20 protein-coding genes are annotated in these 23,673 nt (G+C 71.3%); 4 read left to right on the plus strand and 16 right to left on the minus strand.

Annotated elements, in window-relative coordinates; genetic code table 11:
* Window positions 1-38: 38 nt before the first annotated feature.
* The 12 genes from DFJ64_RS07145 to DFJ64_RS07200 all read right to left on the minus strand — a co-directional run bounded on the left by DFJ64_RS07145 (window position 39) and on the right by DFJ64_RS07200 (window position 14,240).
* A complete protein-coding gene (locus DFJ64_RS07145; protein ID WP_115849741.1) occupies window positions 39-719 on the minus strand; it encodes a response regulator transcription factor in 681 nt (226 codons plus the stop codon).
* The gene (locus DFJ64_RS07150; RefSeq protein ID WP_211310519.1) at window positions 716-1,954 is read right to left on the minus strand and encodes a sensor histidine kinase; all 1,239 of its coding nucleotides are present in this window, start codon (window positions 1,952-1,954) and stop codon (window positions 716-718) included. Before DFJ64_RS07150 ends, DFJ64_RS07145 begins: the two co-directional genes overlap by 4 nt.
* A gap of 162 nt (window positions 1,955-2,116) precedes the next feature.
* Window positions 2,117-5,743 (minus strand): ABC transporter ATP-binding protein, encoded by a 3,627-nt coding sequence (locus tag DFJ64_RS07155; protein ID WP_170152530.1) that lies wholly within the window; start codon window positions 5,741-5,743, stop codon window positions 2,117-2,119.
* A gap of 912 nt (window positions 5,744-6,655) precedes the next feature.
* A complete protein-coding gene (locus DFJ64_RS07160; RefSeq protein WP_115849744.1) occupies window positions 6,656-7,420 on the minus strand; it encodes a phosphoglyceromutase in 765 nt (254 codons plus the stop codon).
* Between the two features lie 99 nt (window positions 7,421-7,519).
* Window positions 7,520-8,056 carry a type III secretion system chaperone family protein gene (locus tag DFJ64_RS07165; RefSeq protein ID WP_115849745.1) on the minus strand — a complete coding sequence of 179 codons (537 nt, stop codon included), beginning with the start codon at window positions 8,054-8,056 and terminating at the stop codon, window positions 7,520-7,522.
* 52 nt (window positions 8,057-8,108) lie between these two features.
* The gene (mshA, locus tag DFJ64_RS07170; protein WP_115851895.1) at window positions 8,109-9,353 is read right to left on the minus strand and encodes a D-inositol-3-phosphate glycosyltransferase; all 1,245 of its coding nucleotides are present in this window, start codon (window positions 9,351-9,353) and stop codon (window positions 8,109-8,111) included.
* Window positions 9,354-9,716: 363 nt separating this feature from the next.
* Window positions 9,717-10,529: an alpha/beta fold hydrolase gene (locus DFJ64_RS07175; RefSeq protein WP_211310520.1), complete on the minus strand. Its 813-nt coding sequence runs from the start codon at window positions 10,527-10,529 to the stop codon at window positions 9,717-9,719.
* A gap of 45 nt (window positions 10,530-10,574) precedes the next feature.
* Window positions 10,575-10,892 carry a DUF2516 family protein gene (locus DFJ64_RS07180; protein WP_211310521.1) on the minus strand — a complete coding sequence of 106 codons (318 nt, stop codon included), beginning with the start codon at window positions 10,890-10,892 and terminating at the stop codon, window positions 10,575-10,577.
* Between the two features lie 195 nt (window positions 10,893-11,087).
* Window positions 11,088-11,714: a hypothetical protein gene (locus DFJ64_RS07185; protein ID WP_115849747.1), complete on the minus strand. Its 627-nt coding sequence runs from the start codon at window positions 11,712-11,714 to the stop codon at window positions 11,088-11,090.
* A 3-nt stretch (window positions 11,715-11,717) separates the two neighbouring features.
* The gene (locus DFJ64_RS07190) at window positions 11,718-12,146 is read right to left on the minus strand and encodes a helix-turn-helix domain-containing protein (RefSeq protein WP_115849748.1); all 429 of its coding nucleotides are present in this window, start codon (window positions 12,144-12,146) and stop codon (window positions 11,718-11,720) included.
* A 213-nt stretch (window positions 12,147-12,359) separates the two neighbouring features.
* Window positions 12,360-13,352: an asparaginase gene (locus DFJ64_RS07195; RefSeq protein ID WP_115849749.1), complete on the minus strand. Its 993-nt coding sequence runs from the start codon at window positions 13,350-13,352 to the stop codon at window positions 12,360-12,362.
* Between the two features lie 63 nt (window positions 13,353-13,415).
* The gene (locus tag DFJ64_RS07200; RefSeq protein ID WP_115849750.1) at window positions 13,416-14,240 is read right to left on the minus strand and encodes a beta-keto acid cleavage family enzyme; all 825 of its coding nucleotides are present in this window, start codon (window positions 14,238-14,240) and stop codon (window positions 13,416-13,418) included.
* A gap of 132 nt (window positions 14,241-14,372) precedes the next feature.
* Between DFJ64_RS07200 and dtd the strand changes: the two genes are divergently transcribed.
* Together dtd and cysC are read left to right on the plus strand one after the other, a co-directional pair.
* Window positions 14,373-14,798 carry a D-aminoacyl-tRNA deacylase gene (gene dtd, locus DFJ64_RS07205; RefSeq protein WP_115849751.1) on the plus strand — a complete coding sequence of 142 codons (426 nt, stop codon included), beginning with the start codon at window positions 14,373-14,375 and terminating at the stop codon, window positions 14,796-14,798.
* A 4-nt stretch (window positions 14,799-14,802) separates the two neighbouring features.
* Entirely contained in the window at window positions 14,803-16,149 is a 1,347-nt protein-coding gene (gene cysC, locus DFJ64_RS07210; protein ID WP_211310522.1) for an adenylyl-sulfate kinase, read from the plus strand.
* Between the two features lie 66 nt (window positions 16,150-16,215).
* Here cysC and DFJ64_RS07215 read toward each other — a convergent pair whose 3' ends face one another.
* Together DFJ64_RS07215 and DFJ64_RS07220 are read right to left on the minus strand one after the other, a co-directional pair.
* The gene (locus tag DFJ64_RS07215) at window positions 16,216-17,448 is read right to left on the minus strand and encodes a multidrug effflux MFS transporter (RefSeq protein ID WP_115849752.1); all 1,233 of its coding nucleotides are present in this window, start codon (window positions 17,446-17,448) and stop codon (window positions 16,216-16,218) included.
* Between the two features lie 18 nt (window positions 17,449-17,466).
* On the minus strand, window positions 17,467-18,819 hold the full coding sequence (locus DFJ64_RS07220) for a dipeptidase (RefSeq protein ID WP_115849753.1): 1,353 nt from the start codon (window positions 18,817-18,819) through the stop codon (window positions 17,467-17,469).
* Window positions 18,820-19,004: 185 nt separating this feature from the next.
* Here DFJ64_RS07220 and DFJ64_RS07225 point away from each other — a divergent pair, with 185 nt between their 5' ends.
* Entirely contained in the window at window positions 19,005-19,913 is a 909-nt protein-coding gene (locus tag DFJ64_RS07225) for a sulfite exporter TauE/SafE family protein (RefSeq protein ID WP_115849754.1), read from the plus strand.
* Window positions 19,914-20,142: 229 nt separating this feature from the next.
* Here the strand turns inward: DFJ64_RS07225 and DFJ64_RS07230 are convergent, their stop codons facing one another.
* Together DFJ64_RS07230 and lon are read right to left on the minus strand one after the other, a co-directional pair.
* Entirely contained in the window at window positions 20,143-20,532 is a 390-nt protein-coding gene (locus DFJ64_RS07230; RefSeq protein ID WP_115849755.1) for a sterol carrier family protein, read from the minus strand.
* Between the two features lie 126 nt (window positions 20,533-20,658).
* A complete protein-coding gene (gene lon, locus DFJ64_RS07235) occupies window positions 20,659-23,004 on the minus strand; it encodes an endopeptidase La (protein ID WP_115849756.1) in 2,346 nt (781 codons plus the stop codon).
* Window positions 23,005-23,319: 315 nt separating this feature from the next.
* On the opposite strand from lon, the gene DFJ64_RS07240 reads away from it, so the two are divergent.
* Window positions 23,320-23,625: a hypothetical protein gene (locus DFJ64_RS07240; protein WP_115849757.1), complete on the plus strand. Its 306-nt coding sequence runs from the start codon at window positions 23,320-23,322 to the stop codon at window positions 23,623-23,625.
* The last annotated feature ends 48 nt before the right edge of the window (window positions 23,626-23,673 follow it).

A 23,673-nucleotide genomic window follows, 5' to 3' on the forward strand; every position in this document is an offset into this window, starting at 1 on the left:
AGGCGCGCGCTCCCGTCCGCCGCGGAGCGCTGCCGGGGTCAGGCCTCGAACTTGTAACCCAGGCCGCGCACGGTCACCAGGTGACGCGGGTTCGAGGGGTCAGGCTCGATCTTCGCCCGCAGTCGCTTGACGTGGACGTCGAGCGTCTTGGTGTCCCCCACGTAGTCGGCACCCCAGACCCGGTCGATGAGCTGCGCCCGGGTCAGGACCCGGCCGACGTTCCGAAGGAGCGCCTCCAACAGCTCGAACTCCTTCAACGGGAGGCGGACCTCGGCGCCGTTCACCGTGACCACGTGCCGATCGACGTCCATCCGCACCGGTCCGCCCTCCAGCACCGACCGCGTGCCCTCGGCCACCTCGGTGCCCCGCCGCAGGACGGCGCGAATACGGGCTACCAGTTCACGGGGGCTGAACGGCTTGGTGACGTAGTCGTCTGCGCCGAGCTCGAGGCCGACGACCTTGTCGATCTCAGAGTCCTTGGCGGTCACCATGATCACGGGGACGTTGGACCGGCGACGCAACTCCCGACACACCTCGGTACCGGGGAGCCCGGGCAGCATCAGGTCCAACAGCACGATGTCGGCGCCGCCACGGTCGAACTCCTCCAGCGCGCTGTTGCCGTCCGCGGCGAGCGCGACCTCGAAGCCTTCCTTGCGGAGCATGTATGACAGCGCGTCGCTGTAGCTCTCCTCGTCCTCGACGACAAGAACACGGGTCACGGAGCGGCCTTTCTCGACGAGACAACGGATGAGTGGTCCAGCCCGACAGGTGACGGCGTGTTCGGCGACGTCTCCGCCGCCGACGGCTCGGCCCGCAGCGGCAGCCGGAGGGTGAAGGTCGAACCCTCTCCCTCCACGCTGCGCACCGTGACCGAGCCGCGATGACTGGCCGCCACGTGCTTGACGATCGACAGACCGAGCCCGGTCCCGCCGGTCTGTCGGCTCCGGGCACGGTCCACGCGGTAGAAGCGTTCGAAGACGCGCTCCAGCTCGTGCTCAGGGATGCCGACACCCTGGTCGCTGACCGCGATCTCGACGACGTCGCCATGGCGGCCCGCGCTGTCGTCGCCAGCGGCTCGGCGCACGTCGACGACGACGCGCGAACCCTCGGGGCTGTAGGTGACGGCGTTCTCGACGATGTTGCCCAGCGCGATGACGAGCTGCTCGCGATTGCCGGTGACGACGAGGCCACGCTCGCCGGTGTGGACCAGGTCGATGTCCTTGGCTTGCGCGTCCACTCCGCACCGGTCCAGTGCCGCGACCACGACCTCGTCGACGGGTACCGGCGTGGCCTCCTCGACCGGATCGTCGCCTTGCACCCGGGACAGTTCGATGATCTGCTGCACCAGCCGGGTGAGCCGCTCGGCCTCCAGCCGCATCCGACCCGAGAACCGTTGGACGGCTTCCGGATCGTCCGCCGCCTGCTCCACCGCCTCGGCGAGGAGGCTGAGCGCGCCGATCGGTGTCTTGAGCTCGTGGCTGACGTTGGCCACGAAGTCACGCCGGATCGCGTCGACGCGTCGCTCCTTGGTGCGGTCCTCGACCAGGATCAGCACCAGCTCGCTCCCCAGTGGGGCGACCCGTGCCGACAACGACACCAGGTCGACTCCCGAGCGGCCGCGCGGCAGCTCGAAGTCCCACTGCCGAATCTCGCCGTCGCGGCGGACCTGGTCCACGAGGTCGCGCAGCTCCGCCCGCTCCAGCGTGGATCCGCGGACCAGACCGAGCGCCCTCGCCTGAGCGCTGGCGTATCGGACGTCGTTGCGCGGCCCGACGACCACCGAGGCCGATCGGAGGACGGCGAGCACCTTGGCGACGTCGGGCGGGACTGCTGGCCGGTGCTCGGCGCTGGCGCGGGCCCGGCTCCGTTCGCTGAAGTCGACAAAGGCGACGGCGAGGACGCCGAGGACGAGACCGGCGAGTCCGCCGAGAGTCGCGGCGAGCGTCGCGTCCACGCTGGCCATCGTAGGCAACCGGGCCCACGCGACCACGACGCCCGCCGCCGCCCCCCGCTGACCGTCCGCAAGATTTCACCCGCTGTTCACGGTGTCCTCCTCTGGGCGGAACCTCCCGGACGCGTCACGGGCGCTTCCCGGTGCGGACGGGTGGTCACGGCCTCATGAGGTTCGTGCCAGCTGGGGCGCACAGAACTCCTCGGCGGGCTGGTCGGCCACCACCTCGCCGTCGTGAATGGTGACCACCCGATCCACCCACCGCAGGGTCTGCGGGCGATGCGCGATCACGAGGGTGGTCCGTCCCTTCGCGGCGCTGCGCATGGCCTGTTCGACGCGACGCTCGCTCTTCAGGTCGAGGTGGGATGTCGCCTCGTCGAGCACGAGCACCCGGGGATCGAGCACGAGCGCTCGCGCCAGGCAGAGCAGCTGCCGCTGTCCCGCGGACAGGGACCGACCACGCTCCTGCACCTCGTGCAGGTAGCCGCCGTCGAGCTGGCAGATGAACTCGTGCGCACCCACGGCCCGCGCCGCCGCCTCCACCATCTCGTCCGTCGCGTCGGGCACGCCGTAGGCGATGTTGTCGCGGATCGTCCGCGAGAACATGAACGGTTCCTGCGGAACGTAGCCAATCGCCTGCCGGTAGGCGGATGGGTCGAAACGGGTGACCGGTACGCCATCGACCTCGACCCGTCCTTCCGTGGCGTCGTAGAACCGGGTGATCACCTTGGCGATCGTCGACTTCCCGGCCCCGGTCTGACCCACGAACGCCACCCGTTCGCCCGCCTCCAGCCGGAGGTCGGCGTTCCGCAGGGCGGGCTTGCGGGTGCCCTGGTACTGCAAGGTCACGCCCCGCAGCTCGATCTCGCCACGAAGCTGACCCACCTCCACCGGATCCTCGGGTGCCGGCACGCTGACCTCCTCGGCCAGCAACGCGCGGATCCTCGACACTCCGGTGCGAGCCCGCTGGTAGATGTCGAAGACCGTCGCCAGCTGCTGAATCGGCGCGAACGCCAGCGCCAGGTAGAGCAGGAACGGCACGAGCTCCGCGACCTCCATCCGCCCGGCCGCGACCAGCCGCCACCCCACGAGGAGGGTGCCCGCCACGGTGAGGCCGGCGAGCAGCTCGATGAAGGCGACGTAGAGCGCCGTGGCCCGGTTGCTCGTCGTCCTGGCGCGGAGTTGGCGCTGGGCCATTCCCCGGAAGTGCGCGAGGTTCGCCGCCTCCCGCCGGAACGCCTGGGTGACCGGCAGCACCGCCAGCGTCTCGTGCAGGTAGGTGTTCAGCGCGGAGTTGAGCTCCCGCGCGGTCTCGTAGGCCGGCCCCACGACCCGGCGGTACCAGACCGTCGCGACGGTGGCCGGTGGGATCACCGCCAGCACCACCAGCGCCAGCGTGGGGTTGAGGACGAGCAGGACTCCCGTCATCCCCGTGAACGTCACGACCGCGACCAAGGCGTTGGTCAGGCCCGCCTGGATGAGCTCGGCGACCGCGTTGACGTCGGACGTCAGGCGGGTCATGATCCGGCCCGCGTGAGTGCGGTCGTAGTAGTCCATCCCCAGCCGCTGCAGGTGGGCGAAGAGCCTGACCCGCAAGGCGTACAGGATGCGCTCGGTGGTGCGGTTGGTGACGAACGTGGTCGCCCACACGTCGCACCAGGAGAACGCGGCCACGGCGGCGAACACGGCGCAGGTGACGAGCAGCATCGTCAACGATCGGTTGCCGAGCGCCTGATCCAGACCGGTGCGCACGATGAGCGGGCTGGCGAGGTTGACGACCGCGTCCAGCAACAGCAACGCCAGGCCGGCGAGGATCGGCCAGAGCCGCGGCTGGACCAGCTGACGTAGCCGGAACCGATCGGTCCTGGTCGACTCGTGTTCGACGTCGACGTCGGTGGCGTCGACCGCCGGTGGGAGCTGGGACAGGGCCGCCAGGAGCTCCGGCGACACCGGGTCGCCTACGCGTGCCCGCACGGGGTTCTGGCTCGTCGTGGCCGGCTGCCAGGCCTCCGGTGTGACCTGGCCGGGCGTGAGCGTCACCGCCTCCGCATCGTCCTCGGGCAGCTCCGACATGAGCTGTCGGTAGAGCTCGGACCGCGCGAGCAGCTCCTCGTGGGTGCCCTCGTCGACGACCTTGCCCCCGTCGAAGAGCACCACGCGGTCAGCCAGCCGCACCGTCGACTCGCGGTAGGCGACGACCAGCACGGTGCGGCCGGCGACGACCTCGCGCATGGCCTCGAGGATCTGCCGCTCCACGTGGACGTCGACCGCCGACGTCGCGTCGTCGAGGACGAGGACGTCCGCGTCCGCGAGGAGAGCGCGGGCGAGCGCGATCCGCTGGCGCTGACCGCCGGAGAGGCTCAGGCCCTCCTGCCCCACCTGGGTGTCGTAGCCCTCGGGCAGGCTCGCGATGAAGTCGTGGATGGCCGCGATCCGCGCGACGCGCTCGACCTCCGCGTCGGTCGCGTCCGACCGACCGTAGGCGATGTTGTCGCGGATCGAGCCCGACATCAGCATCGCCTCGTCGAAGACGACGCTGATGCGCTTCCGCAGCTCGGCGAGCGGCAGGTCGCGCACGTCGACCCCGTCCACGAGCACCCGGCCCGAGGTGGCGTCCCGCAGGCGCGGCAGCAGCTGCAGGGCCGTCGACTTCCCCGATCCCGTGGGCCCGACGATCGCCACCGTCTCCCCCGGCAGGACGTCCAGGCACAGGTTCGACAGCGCCTCCGGACCGTCGGGGTAGCGGAACGAGACGTCGTCGAAGCGGACGAACGCGCCACGCTGACCGATCTCGTCGACGCCACGGCTCGCCAGGCGACTCGCGCCGTCCACGCGGCCGGCCGCCACGCTGCGGGCGGCCGACTCCTCCGCGCGCCGACCCGCCGGATCGCGCACGTCCGGCTCGACCGCGAACACCTCCGCGACACGCTCGGTACCGGACCGCGCGCGCGGCAGAAGCGTCAGCACCATGGCCAGCATGCGGGCCGAGCCGTTGAGGTCGGCGAGGTAGGCGAGGAAGGCGAAGAAGGTGCCCAGTGTCATGTGGCCGTGGAGCGCCAACCAGCCACCGAGCAGGAGCACGAGGACCTGCCCGGCCAACGGCGACGCCTGCAGCGTGGCCAGCAGGGGTGCCCGCTGCCGGACCGCCCGGACTCGGGACCGGAACATGAGCGTCAACGACTCGATGAAGCGGTTGAGCTCGGCTCGCTCCTGACCGAAGCCCTTGACCACCCGGACGCCGGTGATCGCCTCCTCGGCGACCGTCGTCATGTCGGCCTCCCGCTGCTGCGCGTCCCACGACGCGGCGTACACGCGCATGTGGAGTCGGCGAGCGACCGCGACGAGAACGACCAGGACGACACACAGTGCCAGGGCGAGCACCGGCGCCAGCGAGGCCATGATGAGGAGCGCGAGGACGACCTGCAGCACCGTGCCGAGGACCGGTGGGAGCAGGCCGATCGCCTGCTGGATCAGCACCAGGTCGGAGTTGACCCGTGCCACGACCTGGCCGCTTTGCATGCGCTCGTGCGCGGCCTGGTCGAGGCTCTGCAAGTGGGCGTAGAGGTCGTCCCGAATGTCGTTCTGCACCTGGATGCTCAAGCGTCCGCCGGTCTCGCGCCACAAGCCGCTGGTCACAGCTCGGAGCAGGACGACGCCGACGAGCGCGGCGATCCAGGGCAGGAGGGGTCGGCTGCCCTCGATGATCGCGTCGTCGACGACCACCTTCTGCAGCAGCGGCGCGGTCACCAGCGCCGCGGTCCACACCGTCGAGGCGACCAACGAGACGATCAACAGCCGACGGTGCCGCCCCAGGTACGGCGTCAACCAACGCAACCAACCCTTGACAGCGGAACTCCTTCGAGCCGCTGACGTCGAGAGGTCGCCTTCTGAGTCTGACGGAACGGATGGACGAGGAGAGGGAACCGCGGGTACGGCCCGGGACCCTGACGAGAACATCGGTCGATCTTTCCCGCCGACGGCGGCGGCTTGGACTGCGTCGGGTCGAAACCGGCACGGGCACCCCCGCCGTCAGCGAAGGTCCGAAGCCGAAGCCAGGCGGACACCTACCCGAATAGTGCAGCGGTGAGCGGGCACACCTCGCTCAACCAACGGCGACCGGCCCGCTCCGGGCACGACCAAGACCAGTGCTGGCGTCAAGGACGCCTTGCCACTGGTCTGGGGGTGATCCGCTGGTGGGGGTGAGCCGAGCGTGGGAACGGTGTGAGCGCCGAGCCCCGCTCCACGATCCGGTGTGAAGCGCCCGCACAAGCCCCTACAGGTGCTCGTGCCGGGGAGTACCTGTCACAGACGGGATGGGAAGACGTACCTGGGGATGCTCGGGTAGTGCCGGACGGCGGGGCGAGAGATGTGATCCGAACGGAGCGTCCGATGTGACGCTGACATGGCGCGCACGCACCTCGACTACTGCTGTGATCTGGATGAGGACCTGGACTACGTCGTCCCTACGACAACGAGGCTAACCACGCCCTGATGTGATCGCGACCGCTTCCCACATCCTGGACGGACCCGGCCGGCCTCGTTGACTCCAACGCTTCACGCCCCAGGCCGGTTGCCTCGATCTCCCAACTTTTTCAAGCGTTTCCGGCCACGATCGACCCGGCGATCCAGGCTCCCGGTCACAGCCGCAGGACATGCTGACGGCTCCGCCGGAGCACCCAGCGGAGCCGTCGACAAGCTCGATCCTCAGCGTCCTTGGCTCTTGACCGCCTCGATGGCCGCGGCCGCGGCCTCGGGGTCGAGGTACTCTCCGCCCGGCTTGATCGGCCGCATGTTCTCGTCCAGTTCGTAGAGCAGCGGAATCCCGGTCGGGATGTTCAAACCGACCACGTCCTCGTCGCTGATCTGGTCCAGGTGCTTGACCAGACCGCGCAGCGAGTTACCGTGCGCCGCCACGAGGACCGTCAGGCCACGACGCAGGTCGGGAATGATCGCGTCGTACCAGTACGGCAGGGCCCGGCGCACCACGTCAGCCAGGCACTCGGTGCGTGGGAGGAGCTCCGGTGGCAGGTCGGCGTAGCGCGGATCACCCGCCTGGGAGAACTCGGAGTCGTCCGGCAGCGGAGGCGGCGGCGTGTCGTAGGAGCGGCGCCAGATCATGAACTGCTCGTCGCCGAACTCCTCCCGCGTCTGCTTCTTGTCCTTGCCCTGGAGCGCACCGTAGTGGCGTTCATTGAGCCGCCAGCTGCGATGGACGGGAATCCAGGCCCGGTCACAGGCGTCGAGCGCGATCTCGGCGGTGCGGATCGCCCGGCGCAGGAGGGAGGTGTGGACGACGTCGGGGAGGATTCCCCGCTGGGCGAGCAGCTCGCCACCCCGACGTGCCTCTGCCTCGCCCTTCCCGGACAGGCCGACGTCGACCCAGCCGGTGAACAGGTTCTTGGCGTTCCACTCGCTCTCGCCGTGACGAAGCAGGACGAGGCGGTAGGGCGGGACAGTCGCAGCACTCATGGTGTCGACTCTATCGAGCGTCCCCGGCGCGACCCGCGGCCTGCCGCGCGGCACACCGAACGGGGCACAGCGGACATGTCGCAGGGAGCGGGGTGGAGGTCACCGCCGGCCGGGCGACGGACCATCGCCAGCGGTCGGGTCGCCCTCGATCCCGGCGGGCCGGAGACGGCGGAACGCCTCCAGGTTGGCGGTCGACTCGCCGCGCGCCGTACGCCAGGCCCACTCGCGCCGGATCGCGGACGTGAACCCGAGCTCGAGGATGCGGTTGAACGACGAGTCCGCGGCCTCGAGCACCGCCCCGAGCACATGGTCGATCTCCTCCGGCGTCACCGCTGGACGCGGGAGCTGGCCGACCAGGTGGATGTCACCGAGGTGATCGACGGCGAAGGCGACACCCCGCAGCCGCCCGTTCCGCTCCAGCAGGAACCGGTAGACCGCCTCGTGGTTCTCGTCCGGACGTCGCACGACGAACGCGTGCACGCCGACCGCCTGGGCGCCGACCCGAAGCGTGCAGGTGGTGCGCAGCTTGCGCTCCCCGGGAAGAGTCACCACGAACGTCCCCGGCGACGGCTCCTCCCACGCGACGTCGAGGTCGGCGAGGACGCCCCGGATCACCTCGGCCGGATCGAGACTCACGCGGTCACCGTAGCCAGCACCGGCGCCCGGCGGGACCGAAGCGCGGGTTCGGTCACTGGCTCGCGGCGACCGACCGATCCGTCGACGCCAACGCCGTGGCGTAGACGTCGAGGGTGCGGGCCGCCGTCACCGACCAGCCGAACTTCCGCGCGTGGGCGACACCGCCCGCACCGAGTCGCGCTCGGCGCTCCGGGTCCGCGAGCAGCTCGTCGAGGGTGCGCGCCCACGTGCGTGGGTCGTGCCCGTGGACGAGGACACCGGATTCCCCGTCCCGGACGGCCGTGAGCAGCCCACCGGTCGCGGCCGCCACGACGGGCGTGCCACACGCCTGGGCTTCGAGCGCGACGAGGCCGAAGGACTCGTTGTGGGACGGCACCGCCACGAGGTCCGCCGCCTGGTACCACAGCGCCAGCTCGCGCTGGGCCTGCGGCGGGACGAACCGCACGACGTCCGCCACGCCGAGCTCACCAGCCAAGCGGGCGATCCCGTCCGGCTCCACCGTGCCGGAGCCGCTGGGGCCGCCCACGATCGCGACCACGAGTCGGGTCCGGAGCGCGGGCTGGTGGCGGAGCAGCCACGCGGCCGCGCGAACCAGCACGTCCGGCGCCTTGAGCGGCTGGAGCCGACCGACGAACGCCAGCACGACCGCGTCCTGAGGGAGACCGACCGCCCGACGTGCCCGCGCCTGGTCGCCGGGACGAAAGACGTCCAGGTCGACGCCCGGGTTGACGGTCACGACCGTCCGAGGATCAGCGCCATACAGGTCGACGAGAGCGCGGGCCTCGTCGTCGGCGTTGGCGACCAGCCAGTCGGCCGCCTCCACCACCTGCTCCTCGCCGATGATCCGTGCCCGAGGCTCCGGCGCGTCACCATCGGCCAGCAGGGCGTTCTTGACCTTGGCCAGGGTGTGCATGGAGTGCACGAGCGGGACACCCCAGCGTTCCTTGGCGAGCGCGCCGACCTGACCGGACAGCCAGTAGTGGGAGTGCACGAGGTCGTACCAGCCGCGCTCGTGACCCGCCTCGACGCGCAGCACACCCCGAGCGAACGCACAGAGCTGGGCGGGCAGATCCTCCTTGGCCAGCCCTTCGAACGGTCCCGCGATCACGTGCCGAACCCGTACGCCGGGAAAGGCCTCCACGACGGGCGGGAGATCGCTGGACGTCGCGCGGGTGAAGATCTCCACCTCGATGCCCCGCGCGGCCAGCCGACGCGCCAGCTCGACGATGTAGACGTTCATGCCGCCCGCGTCCCCCGCGCCCGGCTGGTCGAGCGGCGAGGTGTGCACGCTGAGCATCGCCACGCGACGCGGGTAGCGACGCGCCCCCGGGAGCCGCAAGGGCGAGGCCGAGACCGCCGTGGAGGAGCGAGTCGAACGGGACGAATGGCTGACGAAACGGCCACCACGACGCGGGGATCTCTGGCGCAACCGGCGCACCTCCCAGTGAGCTGGACGTCCCGTGCCCCGAACGGAGGCACCGGGCCCTACAACAGCCGCCCGGGATCATCGATTCCCGGACATCCCACATCCCGGAACGCTGCCGGATCTGGCCAGCTAGCGGGACAGCCAGCGGGCCAGCTAGGGACAGATGGCCACCGGAGGGAGGCACAGCGCGGCGGTCGCCTCACCGCTCGGCACGAAGGTGGGCGCCCCGGGCGCTCACGGGTCGGGGCTGTTGAGGAAGGCGCCGATGCGCTCCCGGACGGCCGCGCGATGGTCCCAGAGGAGGCCGCCACCCGCGTACACGTCGAGCTCGCCCTCAGGCAGGGCGGCCGCCACCTCCTCCGCCACGCCGACTGGATGCGCGTCGTCGCTCTCGTGCGCGAGGACAAGAGTGGGTGCGGAACAGGCCGCGAGAACCCGACGGTCGGCGAGTGGGCTTTGGCCGGCGAACGCCCGGAACGCCTGGGCCACCGACAACGCCCGGGCCATGGACGCGCCCAGGAGCTGCCGCGCGCGACGCTCGGCCCACGCGACGACCTCGGGCCGCGTGCGCACGGTCGACGGCTGCATCGCGAGGACTGCGTCCGTCAGGCCGGCGAGGTCGCCCGCCTCCGCCGCGTCGGCGGCCGCGACGAGCCGCCGACGTACCAGCGCCGGCTGAGGCCGGTCGAGTGCGGCGGGCAGGACGAGGACGAGGCGTTCGAAACGCGTCGGAAGCTCCGCGACGACACGGAGGATCGCGCCCGCGCCCAAGGAGACACCCACCGCCCGGCTCGCGCCGGTGGCGTCGGCCACCTCAGCGAGATCGACGGCGAGGTCGTCGTAGGACCAGTGCGGTGGCGGTGGTGGCGAATCGCCGTATCCCCGGAAGTGGAAGAACACGCGGGTGCCCCGCACGCCGCCCCCGAAGGGCCGGGTCTCGGCCACCGAACCCACGAGCCCGTGCGCGAACACGGTCACCGGCGCGCCGGAGCCGGTGACCCACACCTCCAGCCCGGACAGGGTGGTACGACGGTGCGGCGGTGTCACGCCAACGTCGCGCTGCCCCGCGTCACGCCCTCGTCCCGCCTACCGTCACCACGGACCGTAGGGGCCATCGCCCTTCCCTGGACGGCCGATCTCCCGCACCGCCGGACGCACGCCAGCGAGGTACACGGCGGCGGCGATCGTGCCGGCGAGGTTGAGCAGGCCCAGCACGGACGGGTTGAGCAGGTGCACGAGGAGCGCCAAACCGGTCAGGAGCAGCCACAGGACCTTGGTCTGCTTGTCCGCCGCGGGGAAAGCCTCCTTCGGCCGGAGCGCGGCGTCACCGAACGCGAACGCCTTCAGCACCAGGAGCAGCAGCCACAGGACCTGGTTGATGAGATGGGGCAGCAGCATGAGCTCGGGCACACCCCGAGGGTAGCCGCTGCGCGTACCCAGGCCCCGCGATCGCGGACAGGGCCGGCCGGAGTGCCCTTCCCCGGAGCGCCCTTCCACGTGACGGCGACGAACCCGCGTCAGGCTGACCTCCGGTGCCGATCAGCACGACCCGGACGTCCGGTATGAGCCGACCGATGGGCTAAGGAGGGGCACTCCGACCCGGACTCAGCTCACGCCGGTGCCGGCGTCCATGAGGCTGGTCACCGTCGTGTTGTTGACGCCGGTGGTCGCCATACTGCCGCTGGACTTCCGGCTCGCGCTCGACGAGGAGCGGCTACGCCCACTCGCGGCGCGCTTCCGGGTCGTGCTGGCGTTGGTCCTGCCGCGCGCCGTGGTGGTCTTGCCGCGCGTGGTCGTCGACTTGCGGCTCCGCGACGTCGCGGTCTTCCGCCCCCGCGTGCTCGCCGGCCGCCGACCGTTGGCCGCCGCGCCGTCCTGGCGCAGCCGAATGACGACGTTCTTGCCGCGCCGGGCAAGGGTGTCGTAGGTGTCGCCGGCCTGGATCCAGATCGTGTAGAAGGCGGACTGGGCCTTCTCAGCCATGTCCCTCGCCTGCGTCCGAAGGTCGAGAGAGGCCGTGCGGATCGTCCGGGCGATCGCGTCAGCACGCGCCTCGATGGTCTGCTGGACCCGGTCGGAGACGGCGACGGGATCGGCCGACTCCAGCGACCCGATCGTGTCCGACGCCATCCTGGACAGCTCACGCAGCTTCTCGACGGCGAGATCACCAGCACCGGCGAGAACGTAGAGCGGATTGGGCTCGGTGAAAGACTTTCGGGAATTACGGGGCATGGCTTAGTCCTCCTGTCGGGCGTGTGCTACCGCCCGTCTCCGGGTCGTGCTCTCGCGATTCGCCTCACTGGTCTCTTCCTCACCGGCCTCGCGGCGAAACGATGAATAGATGTCGAGCAGGACGCGTTTTTGGCGTGGCGAGAGATAGGGATCGCGTCGGATGGCGGTCTCGACCGAGGCGTCCTCGCGTCTTTCCGCCTCGGCCGGGTCCAGGAGACCGGCCCTGACGTACAGAGCCTCCGCGGAGACCCGTAACGCCTTGGCGAGCTGTTGCAGGACCTCCGCCGAGGGCTTGCGAAGTCCACGTTCGATCTGGCTGAGGTACGGATTCGAGACCCCGGCGAGCTCGGCGAGCTGTCGCAGGGACAGTTCTGCGTTGCGACGCTGCTCCCGCAGGTACTCGCCGAGGCTGCTGATCGACCGGACCTTCACATCGGCCAGTGTGCTTGCAAAAGTTAGCGGATGCAAGCTCGTTGCAAGAATGTCGCACGATGGGATGTCGGTGAGTCACTCACCTGAGGAGAACCAAGAAGCGACCTCGCGCTCACAGCCCTTTACCCACAAGCGATGTGGCTTAGCCGGGGCGATGACGAGAGCTCGCCCGATGTGGCGGAACTCACACGCGAGGTCGTCTTCATCGCGACGTCAGTCCCGCGTCGCGACGCCGTCGCCGGCGGCGGGGAGGTCGTCGAGGATGGTCGCCCGGATCGTCCCCACGACCCGGCCGCCGCCTCGCACCGGGGTCGTCACCTGCTCGTCGATGGCCGGACTCGACACACCCAGCCGACGCAACGCCGCCGCCATCACCACCGGACGGACCCGCTGGCCGCCATCCTCGATCTTCACCGCGACGGCGCGACCGTCAGCGAGGGCCACAGCGTAGGTGGCTTCGGCTCCACTCTTGCCGAACAGACCGGGCACCGAACGGATGAGCGCCGCCTCGTCCCGCCTCGTCCCACTCGTCCAGGTCGGGTGAGCGCGGATCGCCGCCACCACCCTCGCCTCCGGAGATCCCGCGGGGGCGAGCGCCAGCGCGCGGAACGCCCGCGCCAGACCGGTGAGGCTGAGCGCGAACAGCGGAGCCCCACAGCCGTCGACACCGGTGTGCGACACCTTCTCCCCCGCCAGCTCCTCGACCGTCTGGCGGATCAGCACCTGGAGCGGATGCGTCGGATCGCAGTAGGTGTCGGTCGGCCAGCCCGCTCGAACACAGGCGGCCAGCATGCCGGCGTGCTTTCCCGAACAGTTCATGGCCACCCGACTGGGTGAACCGCCTGCCTTGATCACCTCGTGGGCGGCCGCCTCGTCCAAGGGCAAGCTGGGCGGGCACCGCAGCGCGGACTCGTCGAGGCCGACGGCGGCGAGGATGCGCCGTACGCCGTCGACGTGGAACCTTTCGCCGGAGTGGCTCGCCGAGACCAGGGCGAGCAGCTCACCGTCGACGTCGAGACCCGCCCGCAGCATGCCCACCGCTTGCATCGGCTTGTTCGCCGACCGAGGGAAGATCGGCGTCGTGACGTCGCCGAGCGCGAAGGCAACCGACCCGTCGGCGTTGAGAGCGAGCACCGAACCGCGGTGCCGCGCCTCCACGAACCCCGACCGCACCACTTCGGCGACCACGGGAGGAGCGCCAGCCATGGGAGCGAACCTACCGGCCTCCTCCCGGCCGCCACAGGCGGCCGACGCTGCGCGCCACTGGGCCTAGCGCTGGGCCACGTGCAGCAGCTCGCGCGCCTCGTCGGTGCTCATCGGAGGGCGCTGCGCGAGTGTGGCCAGCTGCGCCGCCCGCTCCACGAGCTCGACGTTGTGCTGGACGGGCCGTCCCTTGGCGAAGGTCAGCGTGTCCTCCATGCCCACGCGCAGGTGACCGCCGCAGCTGAGCGCGGCGAGTGCCACCGGCAAGGTGGTCCGCCCGATCCCGGTCGCGGACCAGGAGGTCACCGCGTCCGGCAGCGCCTGGACCGCGGCCACGAGCGTGGCGGTGTCGCCAGGCATGCCCCCCGGGACACCCATCACCAAGTCGCAGTGCACGCGGTCGCCCGGCGGCAAGCCGTAGGTGTCGAGGAGTCTCCGCAACGCCGCGACGTGGCCCAGGTCGAACAGCTCGAACTCGGGCACGATGCGGCGGGCCAGCATCTCCTTGTACAGCTCCACGACGAACGGCCACGGGTTGGAGAAGATCTCGTCGCCGAAGTTGACCGTGCCGAGGGTGATCGAGGCCGAGTCGGGTTCGGCGTCCAGGACGCGCAACCGGTCCGCGTAGGAGTCGGTGACCGCACCACCGGTCGAGAGCTGGATGACGAGGGTGGTCTCCTGGCGCAGCGCGGCGACCGTGTCGCGGAGCCTGGCGAGGTCGAGCGTCGGCCGGTGCTCGTCGTCCCGGATGTGGACGTGGATCATCGCCGCGCCCGCCGCCTCGCACCGCCGTGCGGTCTCCACCAGCTCCTCGAGGGTGGTCGGGAGCTGGGGAACGGCCTCCTTGCTGGTCTCCGCGCCGGTGGGCGCCACCGTGATCAGGGTCGCCATGACGCCATCCTCGCAGGTCGAGCGCGGTCACGGAGGACATCGCGGCGGGATGGCGGCTGCGGCGTCCACGGTTTCCTCGGCGACCGCCCGCCCCGCTCCCATCCCACCCTCGCCGGTCGGGACAATGGCCTGGTGCGTGCGGTGGTACAGCGGGTCACCCAGGCGAGCGTGACCGTGGACGGCGAGGTGGTCGGGGCGATCGACCGGCCTGGCCTCGTCGTCCTCGTCGGCGTCACCCACTCCGACACCACAGCGCAAGCGGAGAAGCTCGCCGCGAAGATCTGGGGGCTGCGCATCCTCGCCGACGAGCGGTCGTGCTCCGACGTGGACGCACCTCTCCTCGTCGTCAGCCAGTTCACGCTCTACGCCGACACGCGGAAAGGACGCCGGCCCTCGTGGTCGGAGGCGGCGCCGAGAGAGATCGCCGAGCCGCTGGTCGAGCACGTCGTCGCCACCTTGCGGAACCTGGGGGCCACCGTCGAGACCGGCCGCTTCGGTGCGCACATGCACGTGTCGCTGGTCAACGACGGACCCGTCACGTTGATCCTGGAGGCGTGAGCCGGTGACCGCTGATCCAGACCCGCCTCGCTGGACCGTCCCGCCCGCCGAGTACGACGACGTGGCTCTCGCGCTCGACGGCATCCTCGACGAGGTGCGCGTGACCGTCCCGGCTGCTGTCGTGTCCTCCCTGGCGTCGTCGACGGCCGCCAGCGGCGGAGGCGGCCGGGACGACGGCGCGACCGACAGCGCGACCGACGACGCGGCGCGTCGCATCAAGGTCGCCGACCTCACCGACCAGGAGGGGACCCCGGTGGCACGGCTCACCGTGACCGAACGGAGTCGGACCGCCGAGGGAGGGTGGAAGCTGACCGGCACGGTCACGCCGCTCGCGGCCCGCGAGGACGGGGTCTTCGCCCACCTCCATCTGCCACCCGCCGTGGTTCGCGAGCGGTTCGCCGGTCGCAAGGTCGCGGCCGTTCCCCTCGACGCACCTCTCGACAAGGCCGCGTTGACGGCGCTCACCGCCGCGACCCGGGCTTACGACGTCACCGTACTGCTGCCGCTGGTCGGCGCCGGATCGTCCCGCATCGTCTCCGCGCACGCGTTGGTCCGCGCCACTGTGGTGGCCGCTGAGCTGCTACCCGGTGAGACGCTCGTCGTCCCGGTTCCCCTCGCGCGGCGTGAGGACCCTGCGGAGGACACCGCGCTGCGGACGAGAGTCGCGGAGGCGTACGGCGGGTGCGTCGAGTTCCCCCTGACCAGCTCCGCCGCAGCGGGTGGCGACTACCCCGAACCGATCGCCGCCATCGTCGCCGCGGAGCATCCACCTCCTCATCGACAGGGGCTGGTCGTCTTCTTCACCGGCCTGTCCGGTTCGGGCAAGTCGACGTTGGCGCGCCGGCTGCGCGACGTCATCCTCGAGCGCGGCGACCGCACGGTCACCCTGCTCGACGGTGACGTGGTCCGCCAGATGCTGTCGGCCGGGCTGGGGTTCTCCAAGGCGGACCGGGAAGCCAACGTGACCCGGATCGGGTTCGTCGCGGCGGAGGTCGCCCGGCACGGCGGCCTGGCCATCTGCGCCCCGATCGCGCCGTACGCCGACACGCGGGCGCGGGTCCGGCAGATGGTGGCCGAGGCCGGTGGCGCGTTCGTCCTCGTGCACGTCGCCACACCGTTGGCCGAGTGCGAGCGCCGCGACCGCAAAGGCCTCTACGCCAAGGCGCGAGCCGGTCTCATCACCGGCTTCACCGGGATCTCCGACCCGTACGAGGAGCCCACCGACGCGGACCTCCGGCTCGACACCTCGGTGATGAGCGTCGAGGAGGCGGTGGGGCGGATCGTCGACCTGCTGACCGCACGGGGGTGGCTACGCCCGGACTCCTCCCCAGCAGGTGTGGCCCGCCGCTAACGCGTCCATCCTGGTGAGGAAGCCTGTCCGGACCGGTCGACGGTTGGGCGCGTCCAGCAGCCCCGGTCACCCCTCGGACCGATGTGCTGCCGGCTCCGTCGCTCGACCGCCCTCCGCTCGCGTGAGGAGCACGCGGGCGGCCAAACCAAGCACCATGCTTCCGGCCACCACCACCGCCATGGGCAGCGCCGACGTCACCGCCACCGCCGTCGCCATCGGGCCGGTGAAGGAGGCGATGGCGAACTGCGCCGCCCCGAGCACCGCGGCCGCCGTGCCCGCCGACTCCGGGTACCGGGCCAGGGCGAGGGCCTGCGCGTTGGGCGTCACCAGACCGAACGTGGCGACGACGAAGAAGAGCGGGACGACGACGCCGTACAGCCCGGCGAACGACGTCGCCGCGGCGGCCACGAGCACCCCGGCGCTCGCCACCGCGGCGAGCTGGCCCATCGTCAGCATTCGGCGCGGCTCGACCAGACGACGCACCAGACGGCCATTGGTCTGCGCGGCCAGCATGAGCCCGAGGGAGTTGACCGCGAAGAGGAGACTGAACTGCTGCGGGCTGAGCCCGAACACGCCCTCGAAGACGAACGACGAGCCAGAGATGTAGCCGAACAGCGCACCGAAGGCGAACCCCCCGGCCAGGGCGTAGCCGACGAACACCGGATCCACGAGGAGACCGACGTAGGCGCGGAGCGCCTTGGGGACGCCGCCCCGCTGACGTCGATCCGGCGGCAGGCTCTCCGGCAAGGCGACCAGCAGGACGACGAGCAGCACCGTGCCGAAGGCGGCCAGGACGACGAACAGCGTTCGCCAGCCGCCGACGCGGAGCAGCTGTCCGCCGATCACCGGCGCCACGATGGGCGCCATCCCGCTCACGAACACCAGCACCGACAGCAGCCGGGCGAGCTCTCGACCGGTGACGAGGTCTCGCAGGACCGCGCGCGCGACGACGGTGCCGGCCGCGGCGGAGATCGCTTGGAGCAGCCGTGCCCCGATGAGCACCTCGACCGTCGGGGCGAGCGCGCACAAGACCGAGGTGGTGACGAAGCCGATGATCCCGACCAGGAGGGGGAGGCGTCGACCGACCGCGTCGGAGATCGGTCCGGCGAGCAGCTGACCGATCGCCGAGCCGGCGACCGCGGCGGTCAAGGTGAGCTGGAGCATCGACTCGGTGGTGCGCAGGTCGGCCGTCATCTGCGGCAGCGCCGGCAGGTAGAAGTCGACCAGCAGCGGCCCGAGAGCCACCGACGCCCCGAGCAGGACGACCAGCCGAACCGGTACCCGGGCCCTCCATCTCACCCCCGCACGATCTCGGGCTCACCCCGCACGATCTCGGACCGCCAACTTCGCGAGGAGCAGCGCCTCGGCCAGACAGGCCCGCTCGAACTCGCCGAGGTGCAGGCTCTCGTCGGCGCCGTGGGCCCGGCTGTCCGGATCTTCGACGCCGGTCACCAAGATCGACGCCTCGGGGAAGGCCCGGGCGAACTCGGCGATGAACGGAATGGTCCCTCCGACACCGATGTCGACGGGCTCACGACCCCACGCCTCCCGCATCGCCTCACGCGCCGCGTCGTAGGCCGGTCCGCTGGCCGGGATCGCGTACGGCTCGCCGAGGTCCCCCTCGTGGACCTCGACGTGCACGCCCCAGGGCGCGTGCTTGCGGAGGTGCTCGGCGAGGGCGGCGCGGGCCCGGGCGGCGTCGTCACCTGGGGCGAGGCGCACGCTCACCTTGGCCCGTGCCACCGGCTGGAGCGTGTTGGACGCCTCCGACACGCGGGGAGCGTCGATCGCGAGCACGGTCGCGGTCGGCTTGGCCCACAACCGCTCGGCGATGCTGCCCTCGCCCAGCAGCTGCACGCCGTCGAGGACGCCCGCCTCCCGCCGGAACCTCTCCTCCGGGTAGTCGAGGTCGACGGGCTCCCCGCGCACAAGACCCTCGATCGCGACCTCACCGTCGTCGTCGTGCAGCGTGGCGAGCAGGCGACACAGGGCGGTGAGCGCGTCGGGCGCGGCTCCGCCGTACATGCCGGAGTGGACGGCGTGGTGGAGCGCGCGCACCTCGACGACACAGTCGACGAGACCGCGCAGGCGGGTCGTGAGAGCCGGCACGCCGAGGTCGAAGTTGGTGGAGTCGGCGAGCACGATGACGTCCGCGGCGAGCCGGTCGCGGTAGGTCGCGAGGAACTGGGACAGCGTGGGGGAGCCGATCTCCTCCTCCCCCTCGACCAGGACCGTCACGCCGACCGGCGGTGCGCCCCCGAAGGCTCGGATCGCCGCCAGGTGCATGGCGATGCCGGCCTTGTCGTCGGCGGTCCCGCGTCCGTAGAGCCGCCCCTCCCGCTCGACCGGCTCGAACGGCGGGCTCGTCCACTGGGCCGGGTCACCGGTGGGCTGGACGTCGTGGTGGGCGTAGAGGAGCACCGTCGGCTGTCCGACAGGTGCCGGGAAGCGGGCGAGGACGGCGGGCTGCCCGCCCTCGACGGCGAGGATCTCGACCTTGGCACCCTCGGCCCGAAACAGTGCGGCGGTGGCGTCGGCACTGCGCCGAACGGCCTCCGCCGACCCGGGGTCGGCGCTGATCGACGGGATGCGGACGAGCGCTTCGAGATCGTCGCGGACGCCTGGCAAGACCGCGCGGACGGCCTCGGCGAGGTCGAGCTGGTGGATCACGCCTCGCAGAGTACGCGTTTCTACGCGATCGGTACGACCTCATTCACCCTTCTTGCCCGATCTGGCCGAGCCACCCGGATCCGGCCAAGCGCCCTCTGTGTGACCACATCGTGGTCAGAGAGCGCCGGAGCTAATCCCACTAGCCCTACCATCGCGATGGGAAATACAGGAAGGGTGGGGTCAACGTGCGAAAACTCGTGCTGCTCGGCCTGGTCGGGCTCGCCGCGCAACTCGTCGACGGCAGTCTCGGGATGGCCTACGGCGTCACGTCCACCACACTGCTGCTCGTCACCGGCACCGCGCCGGCCGCCGCGTCGGCGGCTGTCCACCTGGCCGAGATCGGCACAACGCTGGCGTCCGGGGCGGCGCACTGGCGGTTCGGCAACGTCGACTGGCGGGTCATCGGCCGCATCGCGCTGCCAGGAGCGGTGGGCGCCTTCGCGGGCGCCACGTTCCTCAGCTCGCTGTCGACGGAGGCCGCTCGGCCGTTGATGGCGGGAATCCTGCTGGCGCTGGGCGTCTACATCCTCGTGCGCTTCACCGCGTGGGGCACTCCCCAGCACCGCCTCGGCACACCACTGCGCCGGCGGTTCCTCGCGCCACTCGGCGTCGTCGCCGGCTTCGTCGACGCGACGGGCGGAGGCGGATGGGGTCCCGTCGCCACACCGGCCTTGCTCGCCACCGGCCGGATGGAGCCGCGCAAGGTGGTGGGGTCGGTCGACACGAGCGAGTTCCTCGTGGCGGTGGCGGCCAGCGGAGGCTTCCTCCTCGGCCTCGGCTCGGCCGGCATCCAGTTCGACGTCGTCGCCGCCCTACTCCTCGGCGGCCTCATCGCGGCGCCGATCGCCGCGTGGCTGGTGCGCCACATCCCGGGCCGAATCCTCGGGTCGTTGGTGGGCGGCGTCATCATCCTCACCAACACCCGGACCATCCTGAACGGCTTCGACGTGTCGTCCTCGGCCCGCACCGCGCTGTACCTGCTGATCGTGCTCGTCTGGGCCGGCGCCGTCGCGTGGTCGCTCCGCGGCCACCGCCTCGAGCAAGCCGCACTCGCCCAGCGTCAGCGAGACGTCGTCGGCTCCGAGGCCGCCTGAACTCCGGTCGGAGAGCTCAGCACAGCATCGATCAACCACACCAACCAGAAGCCCTCGCGCACTCCGAACAGGAAGAAGCCCCCGCGTCGGGGGGTAGCGCGGGGGCTTCCCACATGAGTGGCTTCGGACCACCGACCATGAGACGCGCTCCGATCCGGCGCGGTTCCATCCTCGACGACGACTTTTCGGGACGACCATCGCGAGCGGCCGACCCCGGGGCGACCTGCCGTCACGGAGCGACCTCGGTGTGCAGGGGAAGCTGCGACGCGAGGTTCGTCCGCTCCCCGCTCGCGGTCAGCCGGCCGGACGTCACAGCCTCCTCCCACGTCAGCCGGCCCAGGCAGAGCAGCACCCAGGTGAGCGGGTCGGTCTCCACGACGCCGGGCGGCGTGCCACGCGTGTGCCGGGGACCGTCGACACATTGGACCGCGGCATACGGCGGCACGCGCACCTCCACCGAGCGTCCCGGAACCTTCGCCGCGAGCAACGCGAGGAAGTGGCGCACCAGCACGCGAAGGTCGTCCGGCGCCGGCGTCGCCCCGGCGTCGACCGCTGCGAGGACGCGTCCCACCGTCGCGGCGACGACGCCGGGATCAGCGGGTCGAAGTCGTGGTGGCATCGGGCGGGAGCCTAACCGGTGCTCGGCCTCGCCACGGCCTGCCGTACGACTCTCCACACCACGACGTCGCGGCGGGCGTCCGCTGCGGGAACACCGCCACCACTGAGGTGGCACTGAGGTGGTGGGTCAGGCGGCGGCCGGAGCGTGGGCGCCAGCGTCGTCGACCAGCGCCAGCCGGACCACCTCCGCGGCGTCGTCGACGAGGTGGATCGTCAGGTCGTCCAGGACGGCTCGCGGAACCTCCTCGAGGTCGGGCTCGTTGCGTCGCGGCAGGATCACCTCGGTCAAGCCCGCGCGGTGGGCGGCCAGGAGCTTCTGCTTGACGCCTCCGATGGGCAGGACCCGACCGGTCAGCGAGACCTCGCCGGTCATGCCGACCTCGGTGCGGACCGGCCGCCCGGACAGCAGTGACACCAGCGCCGTCACCATCGTGATGCCCGCCGACGGACCGTCCTTGGGGACCGCGCCGGCAGGGACGTGGAGGTGGACGCGTCGGCGGATGAGGTCCTGGACTGGAACGCCGAGCCGTGGCCCGTTGGCGCGCAGGTAGGAGACCGCGATCTGGGCCGACTCCTTCATCACGTCGCCGAGCTGACCGGTGAGCGTCAGTCCGGGCTCACCGTCCATCGTCGCGGCCTCGACGTAGAGCACGTCACCGCCGGCGCCCGTCACCGCCAGGCCGGTCGCCACGCCGGGCGTGGAGGCGTCGCGAGCCGACTCCGGCAGGAACCGCGGCCGCCCGAGGTACGCGCGCAGGTCGGCCGCCTCGACGCGCACCGGGCCCGCGACGGTCTCGGTCGCCAGCCTGGTCGCGACCTTGCGCAGGATCTTCGCGATCGCCCGCTCCATCCCGCGCACGCCGGCCTCTCGGGTGTACTCGGACGCGATCGAGCGCAGCGCGGACTCCTCGATCGTCACGTCCTCCGGCGCCAACGCGGCCCGCTCGAGCTGCCGGGGCAGGAGGTGGTCACGCGCGATCGCGACCTTCTCGTCCTCGGTGTAGCCGTCGAGCCGGACGACCTCCATCCGGTCCAGCAGAGCCGGCGGGATGGTGTCGGCGACGTTCGCGGTGGCGAGGAAGAGCACGTCGGACAGGTCCAGCTCGACCTCGAGGTAGTGGTCGCGGAAGGTGTGGTTCTGCGCGGGGTCGAGGACCTCCAGCAGCGCCGCGGCCGGGTCGCCCCGATAGTCCGAGCCGAGCTTGTCCACCTCGTCGAGCAGGACGACCGGGTTCATCGAGCCGGCCTCCTTGATGGCGCGCACGATCCGGCCGGGCATCGCGCCCACGTAGGTGCGTCGGTGGCCGCGGATCTCGGCCTCGTCGCGCACGCCGCCCAGCGCCACCCGCACGAACGTGCGGTTGAGCGCCCGAGCGACCGACTCACCCAACGAGGTCTTGCCCACACCTGGCGGGCCCACCAGCGCCAGGACCGCGCCCGAGCCTCGTCCGCCCACCGCCTCCAGGCCTCGAGCGGCGCGCCGGGTCCGGACCGCGAGGTACTCGATGATTCGCTCCTTGACGTCGTCCAGACCGGAGTGGTCGGCATCGAGAACGGCTCGCGCGGCGGCGATGTCGGTGGTGTCCGTCGTGCGGACGTTCCACGGCATCTCCAGGACGGTGTCAAGCCAGGTCCGGATCCACCCCGTCTCGGGCGACTGCTCCGACATCCGTTCGAGCCGGGCGACCTCGCGCAGGGCCGCCTCACGCACCTTCTCGGGCAGGTCCGCCTTCTCGACGCGGGCGCGGTAGTCGTCGGCGTCGTCGCCGTCCTCACCGAGCTCCTTGCGGATCGCGGCGAGCTGCTGGCGCAGGACGTACTCCCGCTGGGTCCGGTCCATGGTGTCCCGGACCTCTTCGCGAATCCGCTCCGCGACCTCCAGCTCAGCCAAGTGCGCCCGAGCCCACTCGAGCAGGAGCGTCAGGCGCTGTGCGGTGTCGGGAGTCTCGAGCAGTCGAAGCTTCTTGTCGTTGTCCAGCCACGAGGCGTACCCGGCCGTGTCGGCCAGCTCGCTCGGATCCGTGATCCGCTGGATGACGTCGATGACCTGCCAGCCACCACGGTGCTGCAGGATCGACAGGAGCACGGACTTGTACTCACGGGCTAGCTCGTAGCTGCGCTCGTCCGGCGCCGGCACGTCGAGCTGCTCGGCCCGCACCCAGAGGGCCGAGCCCGGCCCTTGGACGCCGACGCCGAGACGGGCACGACCCACCGCGCGCACCACGACGGCGGGTTCGCCGCTCGGCAGCCGACCGGTCTGGGTGATCTCGGCGACCGCACCCGTGGCGGCGTAGGAGCCGCCGAGGCGCGGCACCACCAGCACGCGCGGCCTGGCGTCCTGGTCCTGACCGGCCGCCAGCCGGGCCGCGTCCACCGCCGCCTGGCTTTCCCGATCGAGCTCGATCGGGACGACCATGCCCGGGAGGACGACCGTCTCCTCCAGGAAGAGCAGGGGCAAGGTGAGCGTCGTCATGCCAAGGACAACTGATTACACGCTTACAGAATTCCCGAGATCACGTCGTGCCGGAGCACCGGCTCGGCGCTCGGCTGATCGCATCCGCTCAGCTACTCATCCCGCCTGAGTAGGCGGACGGATCCCGGCGGGTACGTGGACGGATGTCCGGGGCGCCTAGGTCTGGACAGACTCAGGGCTATGAGAGCGTTCGGGCCCAGAACGTCCGCTGGGTCCTCCGGCACCGTGTCCCCTTCGGGGTCTCCCACGAGGTCTCCATCGACGGCGCCCAGATCACCGGCAGCCGCCCACGGTCTGCTCTGGTGCACCGCGTTCGTGCTCGGTCCCTACCTGGCCGCGATCGCGACGCTGCTCGCCTCCTCGTGGAGACGTGACCCCGCGGGCGCCCCGTGCGAGGGCGTCGGTTTCGGATGCGCGCCCAGCCCGCGGGACGGGGCGCTCCTGGTGACGTTCATGTCCGCGCCGTTCGCGGTCCTCGCCACCGGGGTGGGGTGGCTCGTCGTCCTGGCGCTCCAGCGAGGCCCAGCGCGACACTGGGCCGGCACCGCGCAAGGTGCGCTCGCCGCCACCGTCGTCTTTCTCCTCGCCGGGTCGCTCGTCGCCGTCCACCTGCTCCGGTGAACCCGCTCGGGACCGAGCGAATAGGTTCGGGGTGGACGCGCCCCGTCG

It is taken from the genome of Thermasporomyces composti (assembly GCF_003386795.1).
Classification (GTDB): Bacteria; Actinomycetota; Actinomycetes; order Propionibacteriales; family Actinopolymorphaceae; genus Thermasporomyces; species Thermasporomyces composti.

Bases quoted from the DNA above. Each gene is read 5' to 3' on its own strand.
- DFJ64_RS07160 (WP_115849744.1), bottom strand. From the start codon at position 7,420: ATGAGTGCTGCGACTGTCCCGCCCTACCGCCTCGTCCTGCTTCGTCAC.
- mshA (WP_115851895.1), bottom strand. From the start codon at position 9,353: ATGCTCAGCGTGCACACCTCGCCGCTCGACCAGCCGGGCGCGGGGGAC.
- DFJ64_RS07185 (WP_115849747.1), bottom strand. From the start codon at position 11,714: ATGCCCCGTAATTCCCGAAAGTCTTTCACCGAGCCCAATCCGCTCTAC.
- DFJ64_RS07195 (WP_115849749.1), bottom strand. From the start codon at position 13,352: ATGGCTGGCGCTCCTCCCGTGGTCGCCGAAGTGGTGCGGTCGGGGTTC.
- DFJ64_RS07200 (WP_115849750.1), bottom strand. From the start codon at position 14,240: ATGGCGACCCTGATCACGGTGGCGCCCACCGGCGCGGAGACCAGCAAG.
- DFJ64_RS07230 (WP_115849755.1), bottom strand. From the start codon at position 20,532: ATGCCACCACGACTTCGACCCGCTGATCCCGGCGTCGTCGCCGCGACG.
- lon (WP_115849756.1), bottom strand. From the start codon at position 23,004: ATGACGACGCTCACCTTGCCCCTGCTCTTCCTGGAGGAGACGGTCGTC.